General features: G+C 32.4%; 18 protein-coding genes, 1 tRNA gene and 1 rRNA gene. 19 read left to right on the forward strand and 1 reads right to left on the reverse strand.

Features of this window, described 5'->3' with window-relative positions; translation table 11 throughout:
• The 5 genes from BM157_RS12305 to BM157_RS12325 form a co-directional block, all read left to right on the forward strand.
• Window positions 1-201: ribosomal RNA gene (locus BM157_RS12305) — 23S ribosomal RNA — on the forward strand; the annotation flags it as partial.
• Window positions 202-329: 128 nt separating this feature from the next.
• Window positions 330-400: transfer RNA gene (locus BM157_RS12310), tRNA-Trp, on the forward strand.
• A 270-nt stretch (window positions 401-670) separates the two neighbouring features.
• On the forward strand, window positions 671-922 hold the full coding sequence (locus tag BM157_RS12315) for a hypothetical protein (protein ID WP_022501416.1): 252 nt from the start codon (window positions 671-673) through the stop codon (window positions 920-922).
• Between the two features lie 439 nt (window positions 923-1361).
• On the forward strand, window positions 1362-1631 hold the full coding sequence (locus tag BM157_RS12320; protein WP_022501415.1) for an autorepressor SdpR family transcription factor: 270 nt from the start codon (window positions 1362-1364) through the stop codon (window positions 1629-1631).
• A gap of 14 nt (window positions 1632-1645) precedes the next feature.
• Window positions 1646-2347 (forward strand): SdpI family protein, encoded by a 702-nt coding sequence (locus tag BM157_RS12325; RefSeq protein WP_090141386.1) that lies wholly within the window; start codon window positions 1646-1648, stop codon window positions 2345-2347.
• Here BM157_RS12325 and BM157_RS12330 read toward each other — a convergent pair.
• Window positions 2334-3137 carry a S8 family peptidase gene (locus BM157_RS12330; protein ID WP_090141388.1) on the reverse strand — a complete coding sequence of 268 codons (804 nt, stop codon included), beginning with the start codon at window positions 3135-3137 and terminating at the stop codon, window positions 2334-2336. The genes BM157_RS12325 and BM157_RS12330 overlap by 14 nt on opposite strands.
• A gap of 238 nt (window positions 3138-3375) precedes the next feature.
• On the opposite strand from BM157_RS12330, the gene arcC reads away from it, so the two are divergent.
• From arcC to cas2, 14 genes are all read left to right on the forward strand, one after another.
• Window positions 3376-4314, forward strand: a complete 939-nt coding sequence (gene arcC / locus BM157_RS12335) for a carbamate kinase (protein WP_022501412.1) — start codon at window positions 3376-3378, stop codon at window positions 4312-4314.
• Between the two features lie 138 nt (window positions 4315-4452).
• On the forward strand, window positions 4453-4908 hold the full coding sequence (locus tag BM157_RS12340) for a hypothetical protein (protein WP_147581263.1): 456 nt from the start codon (window positions 4453-4455) through the stop codon (window positions 4906-4908).
• A gap of 52 nt (window positions 4909-4960) precedes the next feature.
• Window positions 4961-6598: an ABC-F family ATP-binding cassette domain-containing protein gene (locus BM157_RS12345; RefSeq protein ID WP_055174348.1), complete on the forward strand. Its 1638-nt coding sequence runs from the start codon at window positions 4961-4963 to the stop codon at window positions 6596-6598.
• 579 nt (window positions 6599-7177) lie between these two features.
• Window positions 7178-7873, forward strand: coding sequence for a hypothetical protein (locus tag BM157_RS12350; RefSeq protein WP_090141390.1), 696 nt, complete (start codon window positions 7178-7180; stop codon window positions 7871-7873).
• Between the two features lie 4 nt (window positions 7874-7877).
• Window positions 7878-8240, forward strand: coding sequence for a flavodoxin (locus BM157_RS12355; protein WP_318255993.1), 363 nt, complete (start codon window positions 7878-7880; stop codon window positions 8238-8240).
• A gap of 61 nt (window positions 8241-8301) precedes the next feature.
• Complete coding sequence (locus BM157_RS13140) at window positions 8302-8439, forward strand: hypothetical protein (protein WP_318255994.1); 138 nt, start codon at window positions 8302-8304, stop codon at window positions 8437-8439.
• Between the two features lie 375 nt (window positions 8440-8814).
• A complete protein-coding gene (cas6, locus tag BM157_RS12360) occupies window positions 8815-9537 on the forward strand; it encodes a CRISPR-associated endoribonuclease Cas6 (RefSeq protein ID WP_090141393.1) in 723 nt (240 codons plus the stop codon).
• A gap of 84 nt (window positions 9538-9621) precedes the next feature.
• Window positions 9622-11391 carry a Cas8a1 family CRISPR/Cas system-associated protein gene (locus tag BM157_RS12365; RefSeq protein ID WP_090141395.1) on the forward strand — a complete coding sequence of 590 codons (1770 nt, stop codon included), beginning with the start codon at window positions 9622-9624 and terminating at the stop codon, window positions 11389-11391.
• A gap of 13 nt (window positions 11392-11404) precedes the next feature.
• Window positions 11405-12283: a type I-B CRISPR-associated protein Cas7/Cst2/DevR gene (gene cas7i / locus BM157_RS12370; protein ID WP_090141397.1), complete on the forward strand. Its 879-nt coding sequence runs from the start codon at window positions 11405-11407 to the stop codon at window positions 12281-12283.
• Window positions 12270-12992: a type I-B CRISPR-associated protein Cas5b gene (gene cas5b / locus BM157_RS12375; RefSeq protein WP_318255995.1), complete on the forward strand. Its 723-nt coding sequence runs from the start codon at window positions 12270-12272 to the stop codon at window positions 12990-12992. Before cas7i ends, cas5b begins: the two co-directional genes overlap by 14 nt.
• A gap of 81 nt (window positions 12993-13073) precedes the next feature.
• Window positions 13074-15572 carry a CRISPR-associated helicase/endonuclease Cas3 gene (locus BM157_RS12380; protein ID WP_090141400.1) on the forward strand — a complete coding sequence of 833 codons (2499 nt, stop codon included), beginning with the start codon at window positions 13074-13076 and terminating at the stop codon, window positions 15570-15572.
• A gap of 49 nt (window positions 15573-15621) precedes the next feature.
• Window positions 15622-16116: a CRISPR-associated protein Cas4 gene (gene cas4 / locus BM157_RS12385; protein ID WP_090141402.1), complete on the forward strand. Its 495-nt coding sequence runs from the start codon at window positions 15622-15624 to the stop codon at window positions 16114-16116.
• 26 nt (window positions 16117-16142) lie between these two features.
• Complete coding sequence (gene cas1b, locus BM157_RS12390; protein ID WP_090141403.1) at window positions 16143-17135, forward strand: type I-B CRISPR-associated endonuclease Cas1b; 993 nt, start codon at window positions 16143-16145, stop codon at window positions 17133-17135.
• A gap of 138 nt (window positions 17136-17273) precedes the next feature.
• Window positions 17274-17552 carry a CRISPR-associated endonuclease Cas2 gene (gene cas2, locus BM157_RS12395; protein WP_090141404.1) on the forward strand — a complete coding sequence of 93 codons (279 nt, stop codon included), beginning with the start codon at window positions 17274-17276 and terminating at the stop codon, window positions 17550-17552.
• Window positions 17553-17781 lie beyond the last annotated feature (229 nt).

The raw sequence follows: 17781 nt of genomic DNA on the forward strand, positions 1-17781 counted from the left end.
GCCACCAGGCTCATGGCCGAGTAGCCAAGTCGGGACGGGATAAACGCTGAAGGCATCTAAGCGTGAAGCCCCCCTCAAGATGAGATATCCCATAGAGTAATCTAGTAAGACCCCTTGAAGACGACGAGGTAGATAGGCAGAAGGTGGAAGTGTGGTGACATATGGAGCTGATCTGTACTAATAGGTCGAGGGCTTAACCGAAAGAGGTTAAGGTTTGGATAGAACAAAGAGAGTTATTCTTAAGGAAAGTACGAAAGTACTTGACAGGATACGGATGTATAAGATATATTTAATGTGCAGTTTTGAAGGAGCAATCTATTCCTTTAGATAGGGGTGTGGTGAAGTGGTATCATAGGGGTCTCCAAAACCTTTGGTGGGAGTTCGATTCTCTCCACCCCTGTTATAATTTTATATAAGTTAGAAGATAGTTTTTGCATTAGGAGATAATGTAAAAGCTTTTTTTATTTTAATTTAGTATCTTATGAAATAAAGTTTATCAGCTTATTGTCAAAGCAACTTATGCGATATGACTAAAAGATAAAGCTATTTATTAAACTTATGTAAATCATAATTATAAATATTGCGTCAGAAATAATATAATGTTATCATTAAGAAGATATGTATATAATCAATTATTATAGCATAATTAATAATATATTCAGGAGCGTATATGGTAGACAGCAGCTATTTTAAGAATAATAAGAACAATGGTAATAGAGCGGGCGGTAAGAATAACGGCAAATTAATGGACAGGTTAAAGCAGCATAAGTGGATACCACTTGTTGTAATTATAGTATTAGCACTTGCAATGATTGCAATTCAGTATTTTATGTTAGATGTACTTCAATATACAAGACAGATGGCAGAACAGCAGAAAGAGGGATTTATTAATATATATCCTATAATCAATAATTTGCTTTAAAGAACATTTAGAATTTTAAAATAGAAAAATTTAAAATTCTAAATGTTTAAAATATTCAAAGCTTAGAATGTCATAATAAAGAAGGTCTTAAAAGTCAAAATACGCAAATTCCCACCTGGAATGGAGGAGAATTATGCAGTTTTTGATTTTTAAGACCTTCTTTATTTGATTTTATTTCAATGGCTGAGGGCGGTTTAATCTTTTTTGAAATAACTTTGATGGTGGTTAAAATATATTGATAAAAAACTTATATTCAATTTCAAATAAAAGAGATAATTAACAAATGTAAGAAAATAGATAATACATATTGACTTTATAAATAATATGTATTACTATTTAGATAGATTTCTAATTAGATATTTTTCTAAATAGTATAAATTATAATTATAATACAGCACGGAATGGAACAATAATTAGACAAAGTTAGGAAGTGATATGTTTGGCATTTGCAGATACTTTTAAGGCATTATCTGACCCGGCAAGGAGGGATATTTTAGAGATGTTAAAGAATAAGCCTCTTTCGGCGGGAGAGATTGCTAAACAGTTCGATATGACACAAGCCACAGTATCATATCATTTGAAAGTATTAAAAAAGGCAGATTTAATAAGAGAAAATAGAAAAAAGAATTTTATTTACTATGAATTAAATCTCACAGTACTAGAGGAACTGATGATGTGGTTATCTGATTTAAAGAATAAAGAAAATTAGGAGGAAGAGTATCTATGAAAGATAATAATACTGATTATCAAAATGATAATAGCCGTAATAATTCTAATATAAGCCTTTCAATGGCAGTAATATCGGTTATCGCTACATTGCTACCAATTATTATAGGATTGGCGTTGTGGAATAAGCTTCCCGATGAATTGCCTGTTCATTGGGGAATTAAAGGCAATGTAGACAGATTGGCGACTAAGGCTGAGGGAATATTTATAATGCCTTGTCTGTGTGCAATTATCCAGATTGGTGTACTTATTAAATTATATATTGATCCAAGAAAAGAGCAGATTCATCATAAACCTGTACTTGTATCAATATGGATTGTTCCATTGATTACCATTTTAATTAATGTACTTATATATATAATAGCACTTGGTGGTAAAGTAAGTATGACAATGGCAGTATTTTTTATCATTGGTGTTATGTTTATAGGGCTTGGTAATTATATGCCAAAGTTGAAACAGAATTATACAATAGGAATTAAAGTTCCGTGGACATTAAATAGCGAAGAGAATTGGAATATGACACATAGAATGGCAGGTAAGGTATATGTTGTGGCAGGTGTTATTTCAATAATAATTGCATTGCTTAATAATGTATTGAGTGATGAAGTGACAATTATTATATTTATGGCTGTATTTCTTGTGACAGGCATAGGAAGTGTTGCTTATTCATTCTGGCTTTATAAGGTCAAGGGCCTTTAATAAATTGTATTATATCAAGATGTCCCCAGCCCTGCTGATTGGTGGCAAGATTGACTTTGTGACAGCATTTTTTAAGCCGTTGGCGGATTTCGTCAGGAGTATAATCGTGATTATTAAGAACACGGGCGATTGCACCGCTTACAATTGGTGCAGACATGGATGTTCCGCTTTTGGTGGAATATCCATTTTTTTTATTATTGCACGCTGTGATATTAGAGCCAGTGACAACAAGTTCGGGCTTAAGAATGCCATCAAGAGTAGGACCGCGGCCGGAATTAAATGTCTTATCATCAATAGAGCCAACGGTAATGACAAGGCGGCTTGTGCCGGGTGCGGTTATGCTGTGGGACTTTGGACCGCTATTACCGGCAGCGGCGACAACAATAATGCCTTCATTCCACATATTTTCCACATTTTTTATTAGTTCAGAAGTATTGGAGGGGTTGTGGGTAGTGCCAAAGGAAATATTTACTATTTTTATATTGTAAATATCTTTATTATTGATTATCCATTTAGTGCCTTTAATAACATTTTCTATATTGCCATTGCCGTTGGAGTCAAGCACCTTAACAGATATAATCTGGCTCATAGGGGCTATTCCTTTGAATCGGCCGTGACTTGCATAGCCATCGCCTGCGATTATGCCTGAAACGTGCGTGCCGTGACCGCTGTCATCATATGGAAATGCTCTATTATTAATAAAATCTTTAAATGCGATTATCCGGTTTCCAAAATCTATATGCTTATATATGCCTGTATCAAGTACAGCAACACCTATATTATTATTCATATCTATCCTCAGTTATGCTCTATATAAATATTTTATTCATAATAATTGTGATTGGTGCGTTGATTATTGATGTCTTATATTTGCTTTTTGTATTAAAATCTTATATAATATTCAAATACATAATACATTTAAGTAATTGGAATTGCTTTTATCTGAGATTTTCGAGTAGAAAGTTTTTATGTAAGATTAAAGGCATTGATAATATGTATAATATTCGTGAAAAGTGAGAGGTTGCGTTATGGACAAGAAAAGAATTGTTGTTGCATTAGGAAGAAATGCTTTCGGAGAAACATTCCCAGAACAGCAGGCAAATGTTAAGAAAGCAGCTAAGGCTATTGCAGATTTAGTAGAAGCTAAGTATCAGATAGTAATTACACACAGCAATGGTCCTCAGGTTGGTATGATTCAGACAGCTATGACAGAATTTGCAAGACTTGAGCCAGAAGACAGGACTGTTGCTCCTATGTCAGTATGTGGTGCTATGAGTGAAGGCTATATAGGTTATGATTTACAGAATGCAATCAGGGAGGAGCTTCTTAACAGAGGTATCTATAAGACAGTTTCAACAATTATAACTCAGGTAAGAGTTGATCCTTTTGATATAGCATTTTCTGAGCCTTCTAAGATAATCGGAAGATATATGACTAAGGAAGAAGCCGAAGCAGAGGAAGAAAAGGGTAACTATGTAGTTGAAGAAGAACCAGGCAGGTTCAGAAGAATAATTGCAGCTCCAATGCCTATTGATATATATGAGATTGATGCTGTTAAGGCACTTCTTTCGGCAGATCAGATTGTTATTGCTGCCGGTGGCGGTGGAATTCCAGTATTACAGCAAGGTTCACACCTTAAGGGTGCATCAGCTATTATAGAGAAGGATTACACAGCAGCTAAGCTTGCAGAACTTGTCGGAGCAGATACATTATTATTCCTTACAGCTTATGATAAGCTAACAATTGGCAAGGGAACAGCTGACGAGAAGGTATTTGACAATGTATCAGCAGCAGATCTTCACCAGTATATTAAAGCTGGACATTTCCCAGCTAAGACAACATTCCCTAAGGTAGATGCATCAATTAGATTTGTTGCAGCTGATTCAGACAGAAAGGCAGTTATTGCTAATCTTGAGCAGGCTAAAGAAGGCTTAGACGGAAAGGCAGGAACTACAATAACAGCTTAACTGGGTGACATATAATGGAACCTGCACAACAATAAGTGGTTCAATTACAACATATATTTGATGAATTACAACATCTCTCGATAATATATATAATTATGTGGTAGAATATGGTTATAATAATTATCAGGAGGTGTTGTTTTGCTTTTAATGGGGATGCAAAAGAAGAATTCAGATATGGATAGTCTGATGGAACATTTAGAATTTAAGGGTATTAATGTATTGAATGTATTTGAGGAAGGGAGGGTTAATAATCTGCTGTGGCAGATGAATACAAGAAAGAATAATGAACTGTTTATTAAGCACAGGTATGTTGTGTTATTTATATCATATGAAATGCTTAATGACATTAAAGGAGTATATTATCTGGAGCTTGTTAAGAAATTATCAGAACAGGGGAAGATTAAATTATATGTAGTCAACAACCATATTAAGATTAAGAATTTGCCCAAAAGAGGTGGCTGGCTTGAAAGTGTTATATGTGATTGTGAGGAGTGCGAGGACAATTATGAGATGAATTGTAAGATGTATCAGCTTGCTGATGATATTGTGTGTAATGTTGTCAATGATATATTCAATCAGAATACTTGCAATTAATCCCAATTCCATCTATAATTGTAATGTTTAACATTACTGGAGGTTATGATTAATGATTAGTGCAAACAATGTAACACTTCGTATAGGTAAAAAGGCCCTTTTTGAAGATGTAAATATTAAGTTTACAGAAGGTAACTGCTATGGTCTTATCGGTGCTAATGGTGCAGGTAAGTCAACATTTTTAAAAATACTTACTGGTCAGATTGAACCAAGTAAGGGAGATGTATCTATTACACCAGGTCAGAGATTATCATTCCTTGAACAGGACCACTTCAAGTATGATGAGTACACTGTATTAGATACTGTTATTATGGGTAACACACGCCTTTATGAAATAATGAAAGAAAAAGAAGCAATATATGCTAAAGAAGATTTCACAGAGGAAGATGGTAATAAGGCAAGTGAGCTTGAAGCAGAGTTCGCTGATATGAATGGCTGGGAAGCAGAATCAGATGCTGCACAGCTTCTTAACGGGCTTGGAATTACTACAGATCTTCATTATAAGCTTATGTCAGAACTTAATGGTAGTGAGAAGGTTAAGGTTCTTCTTGCTAAGGCTTTATTTGGTAATCCTGATATTCTTTTATTAGATGAGCCTACTAACCACCTTGATCTTGATGCTATTGCGTGGCTTGAAGAATTCCTTATTAATTTTGATAATACTGTTATCGTTGTATCACACGACAGATATTTCCTTAATAAGGTATGTACACAGATTGCAGATATTGATTATGCCAAAATTCAGCTTTATGCTGGTAACTATGATTTCTGGTATGAATCAAGCCAGCTTATTATTAAGCAGATGAAGGAAGCTAATAAGAAGAAGGAAGAAAAGATTAAGGAACTTCAGGATTTTATTCAGAGATTCTCAGCTAATGCGTCTAAGTCTAAGCAGGCTACTTCAAGAAAGAGAGCATTAGAGAAGATTGAACTTGATGAAATCAGACCATCAAGCAGAAAGTATCCTTATATAGATTTCAGACCAGCAAGAGAGATTGGTAATGAAGTACTTCAGGTTGAAGGTATTTCTAAGACAATTGATGGTGTTAAGGTGCTTGATAATATATCATTTATTGTTAATAAAGATGACAAGATTGCATTTGTTGGTTCTAATGAATTAGCAACTACAACTTTATTTAATATTCTTACAGGTAATATGGAGCCAGATGAGGGTTCATACAAATGGGGTGTAACAACTTCACAGGCATATTTCCCTAAGGATAGTGCGGCAGAGTTCAACAGAGAGGATACAATTGTTGAATGGCTTACACAGTATTCACCAGATCCAGATCCTACATATGTAAGAGGTTTCCTTGGACGTATGTTATTTGCTGGAGATGATGGTGTTAAGAAGGTTAAGGTACTTTCCGGTGGAGAGAAGGTTAGATGTCTTATATCCAAGATGATGATTATGGGTTCTAATGTACTTATATTTGATGACCCTACTAATCACCTTGATATGGAGTCTATTACAGCACTTAATAATGGACTGATTAAGTTCCCAGGTGTGGCACTTTTCACATCACACGATCATCAGTTCATTCAGACTACAGCTAACAGAATTATGGAAATCGTTCCATCAGGGCAGCTTATTGATAAGATTACAACTTACGATGAGTATCTTGAGAGCGATGAGATGGCAAGAAAACGTCAGGGATTTGCAGAAGCTGCAAGTGATGATGAAGATTAATTATTAATGCTTAGGATGGGGTTGTCACGAATGTGGCATCCCCATATATTAGTATTAGTCAGGTGTTGATAGCTTATGTATGCAATATAAGTGTGTATACACAAGCTGTTATTACCTAATTTTAAATATGTTGAAAGGAAAAATATGTTATCTTTAGTAGTTAATGTATAGAAAGTAAAAGAATAGATATACCCTAATAAACCGTAGTAAGTATAAGGGTTTGTTGAGGTATATTACTGTAAAGTAAGTGTACCTTAAAAATTGAATATTAAAAGATTATTAAACAGTAGTATAACTGTTGAACGTATGTTCTTTATACGGTAAAATATATAGTAAATAAAAGATATTTTACTTATTAGACATATAATAATTGTATTGGAGGTATCAGATACATGGAATTACACGTTACAAAACATAAAGGAAGGGAGATAGTTGTTCTACTGGATAATGATATGAGAAAAGAGATTGCTTTAGATTATAGGTAAATAATATCAGAAGAAATATAAATTAGAAAAGCAAAAGTCAGCCAAGATGTTTCATGGCGCATTGGTGCCTTTCGTAGAAAGGCGGATTATAAAAATGAAAAAGACAAAAATAATAATCACAGCTGCAATAATGGCGGCATTGGTAACAGCGACAGCTTGTGGTGGCAAGAACCAGGCTTCTACAGCAACAGAAGCTCAGACAACAACAGTTGCAGTAAAACAGGTTAATTCAACAAGCACAGAAAATGCAACGGACAAGCAGGAAGTAACAGAAGCTTCCGTAGAAAATACAGAGGCTTCTAATGAAGAAGTTTTAGTAGCTGAAGCAGTAATAGATGAAAATCAGGGAAATGGTGATAGTGTAGAAGAAGTTAATAATACAGTTCTTGAAGAACAGCCAGCAGAAGATATAAATGCAACCTGGACAGATACAACACCGGCAGAACAGCCAGAAGAAAATATTAATTCAGGCTGGGAAGATGCAGCACCAGTAGAGCAGCCAGCCGCTCCGGCAGAACCAAGTCCAGCACCAGAGCCAGTAGTAACTCCTCAGGCACCAACAGCTACAACATTAACAGATGAAGAAAGATTAGTTGCAACTGGAAAATGGACTAAAATTAGTGAAGGTATAAATTCTTATACAGGAAAAGCTTACTCTATCTATGAAGGTATTGACCCATTAACAGGATATAAAATAGGTACTGTATTTTCAGATGGAACTTTAACAGGACTTCAAACTAACACGAAAGAAGAGGCTTGTGCAATTGCGCAAGCACATAGAGCTACTTAAGCCATTGCCTCAAAATACAGTAAGGCAGATGATTGTTGATGGAATGCAGTCAACATTTGGCAGAAAACCACAGATAAAAGGTGTTCCAGATAATATAGATTACTATGATGAAATTATATTAGGCACACCTATATGGGCAGGAATGCCAGCCGCACCAGTATATACATTTATAAAAAAATATGGAATAGCTGATAAAATAGATGCAGTATTTACATTTAGTGGCGGCGGAGATAATGACAGATGCATGGCGCAGTTGTCAAAGACACTTAAAAATATAAAAAATGAGGTTGCATTAGCAGACCGTAATAGCGAAATGGCAAAGAATAATCATGATAAACTTGAGAAATTTATTATGGATATTAAGTAGAATATAGGGGCATTAATGTATAAGATGAACATAATGAAAAACTGATGAAAAGAAATTACTTGTGACATTCTGTGCGGTCAAATCAAATGTATTATTAGGATGGCTTATAGGACTTGGCAACGTGGAAGAGTTAGAACCAGAAGATGTAAAGGAAAAAATGATAGCTCTTCTTGATAAAAATAAAGATTCTTATAAATAGATTTAACAGTGGAAGTGTATTTTGTGTATACTAAAAAGATATATAATGTGTTTTAGATAAAATTTAAAATATAATAAAAAGAAAAAAGGAATTGTTGTAAATTTGCGGCAATTCCTTTTTTAGATGGTGGTAGAATATTATCAAATAGTAATTCCAATATGTTGATATTAAAATAAAATATATAATAGTTATCTATTATTTACATTCCAGTATGGTAAATGTTTATAACTTAGAATTCTACAGTAAAAAATTAAAAAAATCAATATATAAAGACATTGAAATAAATTAGCACCTAATAGATAACTTTTATATTGACATATATAATAATAAGTGATATATCTATAGCATAAGAAGATAATAAAGGAGGTGAAATTGATGATTCAGTTAGTATTAGAATTTCAGCTAGAAAAGCCAGAACTGCCAGTAGAATATGAAAGAACAATTGTGAGCTTTTTAAAGGCAGCAAGTAATAATTATTCACAGGAAATGTTTGAAAGATTATATGATAAAAGTAAGTCAATAATAAAAACATTTACATATAGTGTATATCTGCCAGGAGCTGTTTTTGACAAAGATGTGATAAAACTTAAAGAAACGAGATTTAAAATATTTTTCACTGATGCAGATATGGGACAGACCATAGAGTGGTTTAATTCATTTCAATTAATGAGAATGAAGAAATATCCGCTTAATAACAATGCAATGAAACTTATTTCAATAAAATCACAAAATAGAAAAGAGATTGTTGATAATGAACTTGTTATTAAAATGCAAAGTCCACTTATTGTAAGACAACATAATGCAGATACTAATAAAGATGAATATTATACATATGACAGTGCTGAATTTGCTGATAAGGTAAGAGATAATGTTTCAATATTCTTGCAGAAGGTTAATCTGGATATATCCATGGAAGATTTTTCACTGTTGCCAGTGAAGGGCAAGAAAGTTGTAGTTAATTGCTTTGGAAGAAAGATAGATGCCAATATAGGCATTTATAAAATAACAGGAAATCAAGAGCTGCTTAATATACTTTATCAGTCAGGACTTGGCAGTAGGCGTAGTGTAGGGCATGGTAAGTGGGAAGTGCTGATGTAACGTAACAATATGTATGGTATATAAGTATGCATTGGAGTTGAAAGTGTATACAAATAATTTGATTAAATTGAGAGGAGGTAAGAAATGAGTAAGCATCTTATAATACCGGGGGATTTTCTTAAAAATGCTGGTATTGTCGGGTTATATTATATGCTTAAGGAATATAATATAGATATTCTTGAAGGCAGGGAATATGGCATAAAAGAGCAGGGAAGTACTGAATATGGTTTTGAACCATATGAAAGTGGATTATGGCTGGATGAAGATTTTATAGAAAATGCTGATTGGACAGATATATTTTTTAAAGCCTGTGTTAAATATTACAGAGATAGTACGGTGTATGCAAGAGTTTTAGATAATATTAATGTTATTATAGACAAAATAGATAATGATGTATGGCAGGAAAATTCTGCTAATAAAGATATGCTTAAGTTTATCAGTGATAAGCTTTTATCCAATAGTTACAAGTCAGGCTTTGATAATATAAAGAATGATATAGAGAATGCATATATATATGAGAATCTGCAGAAAGAAAAGCTGAGCTTCAAGTTAGATGCGTGTGAACTTAAAAGGCGTTTAGAAGAATTAAATATATTTTTAAAGCAGCCTTTATGTGAAGAAACATTTGTTATGAAAAGTGTTATATATAATTATATTAACCGTTTTTGGGATGGAAAATGTTTTTTATTAAGAGCTAATGCAAAGAAAAATATGCGAATATTATTTGAACAGGATTTTGTAGAACCATTCAAAGAATATGTTAAGAAATTGCATAGTAAGGATAAAGATATATGCATTGACTGTGGAAAATTGCTGGGTAGTAGGGACAAGGTTTCAATAGCATTTATGAAGGATATGGCGGATGATCTTTCAAGAAAAAAATCAGCTTTTTGGAATTGTAAAGTGGATGCTTTTTTGTGTCCTGAGTGTGCATTTATTTATGCTTTATGTCCGTTGGGATTTAATCTTTTAGGAAGCCGATTTGCATTTCTTAATACAAATATTTCCATTAGAGGGATGATAGAGGCTAATAAAAAGAATGATTATGCTTATATAAAAGAAAATGATATATATCCGGATAATGCTGTAAAGCGTGAAAAAGAAAGTTATTCACAGTGGTTTGCAAGAATGTTGAACAGGCTGATGGAATATAAACTTAAAGAATTATCCAGTGTCCAGGTAATAATCAGAGGTACGAAGCAGGATGATAAGTATGTTTTTGCAGTTGTAAGTAATGATGCATTGAAAATTATTAAAGAGAAAAAGGTCCAGAATGCTTTACAATATATGCAGATGTATCCATATATTATGATAGAAGGAGAGTATATTAATATTCATGAGCAGGTTGTTCTTAATATACTGAACTTTAAAGGTCAGGAGCTGCTTCTTAACAGAGTGTTAAGGGCATCAATAGAGTCACCAGCTTATAATGCCTCTGCTTACTGGATTTATAATGTACTTTTGTGGAGCAATATAGTTAAAAGTGGCAAAGAGAATGGAGGTAAGATAGCTATGAACAGATTAGCAGTCATGAATAGTGGTTATTCACTTCGTACAGCATTATTAGCATCAAAGGGAGCTAAAGATGATGAATGTATCAGAGGTACGTTGTATCAGCTTATGAATGCACTTTCGACAAAGAATACAGGAAAGTATCTTGAAATAGTGATGAGATTATATAGTTCCTGCAAGATACCTGCGAATGAGGAGCAGGCAGGTAAGCTGGTAGTTCCTAGTGCGTTTGTAAATATGTTTAATAATCCAGCATTATTTGAAGAGTACGGATATGCATTTTTACTCGGATTAAAAGGATGCAATTCAAATTCTAAAAAACAAGATAATAAGAATGATTAAGGAGGGCATATAGATGAAAAAGGATGGATTAACATTAACAATGGTATTCTTGGCAGAGAGTGCCAATTATGGTGAGGGCGTAGGAAATATAACAACTTTGAAAAAGATGACAAGGGGAGATTATCAACAGTACTCATATATATCAAGGCAGGCTATAAGGTATAATTTAGTTCAGCAGCTTAATTGGGATGATACACCTGTGGATGGAAAGAGTGGGGTTGTTCAGTTTGCACCGTCCGCTACAATAAAAGAGTATCCAGAGATAGATTTATTTGGTTATATGAAGACGACATCTAAAGATGATAATCTTAAGGGTGGAGCAACAACAAGAAGCGCTGTGGCAAGACTGAGTAATGCGATATCTCTTGAGCCTTATCAGGGTGAATTAGAGTTCCTCACCAATATGGGACTTGCAAAACGACAAAATCTTGGTAATGCTATTGCACAGAGTGAGATACACAGGGCGTATTACACATATACATTATCGATTGATCTAGACAGAGTAGGAGAGGATGTAGATATAAGTATATCACCAGAACAAAAGACAGAAAGAGTAAATGCACTATTAGATGCCGTACAGTATTTATATAGAGATATTAAAGGAAGAAGAGAAAATCTTTCACCACTATTTGTTATTGGCGGTAATTATGCTAGGAAAAATCCTTTCTTTGAGAATTGTGTTCGTATTAAGAATAATAGTATAAGGACAGGTGCATTTGTAGATTTAATGCAGGGGGATGACAGTATAAATGATAATACGGTTGTTGGAGTTGTATCGGATATATTTGACAATGATACAGAGCTTAAGGAAAAGTTACACGCAGTGACAGTAGCAAAAGCATTTAGCCAGTTGAAAGAGAAAGTGAGCGAATATTATGATGAAAGCAATTAGACTACACTGTTTTCAAAATCTTGCTAATTATAAAAAGCCAAGCAGCTTTATCATAAAAGAAACGTATCCACTTCCACCATATTCAACAATCATAGGAATGATACATGCAGCATGTGGGTTTAAGAGATATCATAGGATGAAATTGAGTATACAGGGAACCAATCAGGGAATGATTTCTGAACTGTATACAAGATATTCTTTTTCATCTGGGGCAAAATATGAAGAAGGACGACATAATATATGCATTGAAGATGGTGAAAAATATGGAGTATTCAAAGGAGTGGCTAATGTAGAATTAGTCTGTGAAAATGAGATAATTATTCATATTTTACCAGAAGAAGATGAGGATATGCAGATTATATATGAGGCACTTAAAAATCCACCTATGTATCTGTCGCTTGGAAGATATGAGGATTTAATAGATATAAAAAGTGTTGATATAGTAAATATAAGAGAAGAGGACGAAGCAGATACAAAGCATAATATATATATTCCAGTATCATATATTATGGAAAGAGGTTATGAAAACAGTAATTCTACTGTTTATACCCTTAATAAGGAGTATGAGATAACTAAACAGGGGCTGCGTAGATGGAAGTCAGAGAAAGAAGGCGGACGGGTTAAAGTTTTTTATTATCCTAGTGGAATAGAGATAGAAAATATTTTAGTAGATGATTCACAATCAGAAGATGTAGTAGTATTTGCGTAATTAAAATTAATAGATACATATTGGAATTAGATTTATTTATCAATAATTACATAAGAGTTTGACAGAGTAGAAGGAGAACATATGGAGTATTATGCAAAGTCAGCAACAAAAAGTTTATCTGATGATGAGAAAAGTGAAATTGTTAAAAAGATTAAATCTGCAATAGAAATAGTAGAAGATAATCTCACACAAAGTGAAAAAACAGCTATTGATAATTCCATTGATGAGTTTATAAATATAACGGAAAAAGGACAGGTTACGTTAAAACAGCATCTTGAAGATATAGTAATATGTGCAGAGAATTTTTTTAAAATATATGGTGGATATTTTACGGATAAAGAGAAAAAGCTTGTTGTTGAAGCATGTCGAATACATGATATTGGTAAAGCTAACATAGTATTTCAGACTAAAATAGGTAATAGAGATTTACATTTAGATGAAACCTTCGATTATGAAATTCCTCATGGATATTTAAGTGCAGTAAGTATATCTCAGGATGAATTAAGCAATATGGTTCCAGATTGTACAGTAGAAGATTTTAAGATATTTATAACTGCTGTTTACCATCATCATGACAGGGAAGATAAGTGGGAAAGTGCTCAAATAAAGGAATTCTGTAAGAAATACTATATTGATAATCTGGCTGATTTTTATAAAAGAGAAGAAAAAAAGATAAGAGCAGCCAATGTTAATAAAATTTTATTTAGAAATAATGAAACATCAGTTAATAAGAGGCTTGATAATAATGTATGGGAAAAATATGCGCTAGTCAAAGGTCTGTTAAACAAGTTCGATTATACTGTTAGTTCAGGCTATGATAAAGCAGAACAGGTTTCGGATATTGATAACAAAATATTAGTTAACAATATTTATTCTTACTTTAAGTCACATAATATGCAATTTAATTCTATGCAGCTATATATGAAAGAGAATATTAATAAGAATCTAGTAGTAGTAGCACCAACAGGAATGGGAAAAACAGAAGCAGCTTTATTGTGGGCTGATGGTGAAAAATGTTTTTATACATTGCCATATATGGTTTCATCTAATGCTATATATGACAGAATAAAGAAAACATATAATTATGGTGATGTTACATTATTACATTCAGGAAGTATGCAGCATTTTATAGATGAAAGCAGAAAGGGAGAGGAAAGTGCTTATAATATGTATCAAAAGGCAAAGCTGCTTTCTTTTCCATTGACTGTGTGTACTGTTGATCAGATATTTAAGTTTGTATACAAAGCATTGGGAACAGAAATATTTGCAGCAACACTTAAATATTCTAAAGTTATAATAGATGAAATACAATCATATGATTCGGAAATTATAGCAGCAATTATATATGGTCTGAAAATTGTATCAGATATGGGAGGACATTTTGCAATTATAACGGCAACATTTCCACCAGTGTTAAGAAGTTTAATGGAGGAATATGGTCTTATAGAAGCAGTAGATTATGAATATAAAGATTTTTCAACAGTGGCAGAAAATGTAAGACATTGGCTTGATGCAGAGTATGGAGATATTAATGTAGATAAAGTTATTGAAGATGCCAGAGATAAAAAAGTGTTAGTAATATGTAATACTATCAGCAGTGCTCAGGTGTTGTACCAAAAAATATGTGATATATACGATTTCTGGATGAATGAAGAGAAAACAGAAATACATCTTTTACATTCAAATTTTATAAAACAACATAGAAGAATATTAGAAGAAAATATAATGTCATTTTCAAGGGATAATTCGTCTACTGGTATATGGATAACAACGCAGATTGTAGAAGCAAGTCTAGATATTGACTTTGATGTATTGTATACAGAAATGAGCACGGTTGATAGTTTATTACAACGTCTAGGAAGGTGTAACAGACATATGCGTTATGTACCTATAGAGGCTAATGTTCATATATATATTGCAGAAGAAATTAATAGCAAAGGAAATTCGGTAGAAATACTTAATGGTGATGATGTAAAAAGTAATAAGAAAAAAAGCATTAGTTATATATATGATAAAGATATATATAATCGCTCAGTAAATATACTGAAAGATTATACAGGAAGACCTTTAGCAGAAAGAGAAAAGAATGAATACATAAACCGGGTGTATTGTACAGAGGAATTAGTAGATACTGCTTATTACCAAAATATAAAGAAGGCTCTAGATAATTTCCAAATAATTAAGGAGGCAGAGTATAGTAAACAAGAAGCTGATAGACAATTCCGCAATATAAATAGTGTTACGATAATACCTGATAACATATATAACCAAAATATTGATTTTATAGACAATTGCTTAAAGATAATTAATGATAAATATATTAAAAAGGACATTAGAAGTATATTTACATCTAAAATATCGGATATGACTTTGTCGTTGCCAACATATAATAAGTACAAATTGCCAGAATTAGTTGACGAATGTGTTATTTGGGAAAGTGGCAATGGGGATGGGAAAAACAAAGCAAGGCAAGCAGAATTGAATATACATAGAGCAAGTATGGATTATGAATTTGATATAGATAAATGTACGGGAAGTGGATTAATAAAAAAACAGACGCAGGCTTCTATATTTATGTAATAGTTGTTAATAATATCAAGAGTATGTAGTATTTATGAGGTTTACAGTTATGGAAGATAAAATAACAGGTGTAATGATATATTATTATTTTATATGTAAAAGAAAACTGTGGTATTTTTGTCATCAGATTACAATGGAAGATGGCAATGAAAATGTACAACTTGGTAAATTGCTGGATGAGAATAGTTATGCAAGGGATGACAAGCATATTAATATTGATGATGCTATTAATATTGATTTCATACGTGAGAAGAAAGAATTACATGAGGTGAAAAAGAGTAAGGCGATAGAGGAAGCTGGAATATGGCAGTTAAAGTACTATCTATATTATTTGAAAAAGAGAGGCGTAGAAGGGCTTACTGGAAAGATTGACTATCCTTTGGCTAAAAGAAATATAGAGATAGAGCTAACAGATGAGGATTGCAGGGAACTTGATAAAATTATTGATGATATTAATAAAATAAAGGAGTATAAACTGCCACCAGAATTGAATGAAACCAAGATATGTAAAAAATGCGCTTATTTTGATATGTGTTTTATATAGTATTATGTAGTAAGTGGAGGAATAAAATGCAGCAGAGCTTTTATGTATACAATAATGGAGATTTAAAAAGAAAAGATAATACATTAAGATTTACATCATATGATGGTGAAAAAAGAGATATACCTATAGAGCGTATATCAGATATATATGTTATGTCAGAAATGTCTTTTAATACGACATTTTTAAGTTACATATCCCAGTATGGAATACCGATACATTTTTTTAATTATTATAATTTCTATACAGGAAGTTTTTATCCTAAAGAAAGTAATCTTGCAGGTCAGTTATTAGTAAATCAGGTGCAGCATTATACAGAATATGATAAAAGACTTTTAATAGCTAAAAAGTTTATTCAGGCGGCAGCAGATAATATATATAGAAACTTACGATATTATAATGGACGAGATAAAAATGTATCAGATTATATGAAGGATATAGATTCTTTGCGTACAGGATTGGTAGGTGTAAAATCTATACAAGAACTTATGGGGATTGAGGGAAATATACGAAAAAAATATTATGCTGCATGGAGTGTAATTATTAATCAGGAAATAGAATTTGATAAAAGAGTAATGCATCCTCCAGATAATATGATTAATTCATTAATTTCATTTGTTAATTCACTAGTATATACAAGAACATTAAGCGAAATATATCATACGCAGTTGAATCCAACAATAAGTTATTTACATGAACCTGGTATTAGAAGATATTCGTTATGCCTTGATATATCAGAAGTATTCAAACCATTGATTGGTGATAGATTGATATTTTCATTACTTAATAGAAAACAAATAACAGAAAAAAGTTTCACAAAAGAATTGAATTATTTACATTTAAAAAAGGATGCTTCTAAACTTATTGTTTCGGAATTTGAAAAAAAGATGAAACAGACAATAATGCATAAAGAGCTTGGACGACAGGTATCATATCAGTATTTGATAAGGTTAGAGGCATATAAACTTATCAAACATCTAATAGGTGAAAAGGAATATGAAGGTTTTAGGATATGGTGGTAATATTATATATGGATATCGGGTTCCAAGGTTCTTCACCAACTTATGAGCAAGCTCATGTGGGCTTAGACCTCTTGACTCTGGTATCATGTATGAAATTAACGACATTTAACATATATAAATAAAATATGAGGTTAGTGTATGTATATTGTTTTAGTATATGATGTAAGCAAGGATGAAAATGGAAGAAAAAGATGGTGTCATATATTTAAAATATGTAAAAAATATATGACACATATACAGAATTCGGTTTTTGAAGGAGAATTATCAAAAGTACAATTAATTAAAATGCAAAAAGAATTAGCTCCATATATTAATAACGAACTGGATTCTGTTATTTTATTTAAAAGTAGACAGCAGAAGTGGGTTGATAAAGAGTTGTGGGGTAGACAGGATAATGTAACAGATTTTATAATATAAAGTTATATATGTATTGCACAATCTTGTCTGTCGAATGATAATGATGTAAAATAACCATAAGGTCGACAATGTAGGTTTTATCAGATATTTGTAATTGTTGGATAAAATCTTTAGGATAATAATATATATAAATAATAGGAGTCGACAAAAAGGTATAAATTAAGATATCAAAATAATGTCATTTAAGACCACGTGTTTTAATAGATACATAGTGGAATGTAAATTTCTT

It is taken from the genome of [Lactobacillus] rogosae (assembly GCA_900112995.1).
Classification (GTDB): domain Bacteria; phylum Bacillota; class Clostridia; order Lachnospirales; family Lachnospiraceae; genus Lachnospira; species Lachnospira rogosae.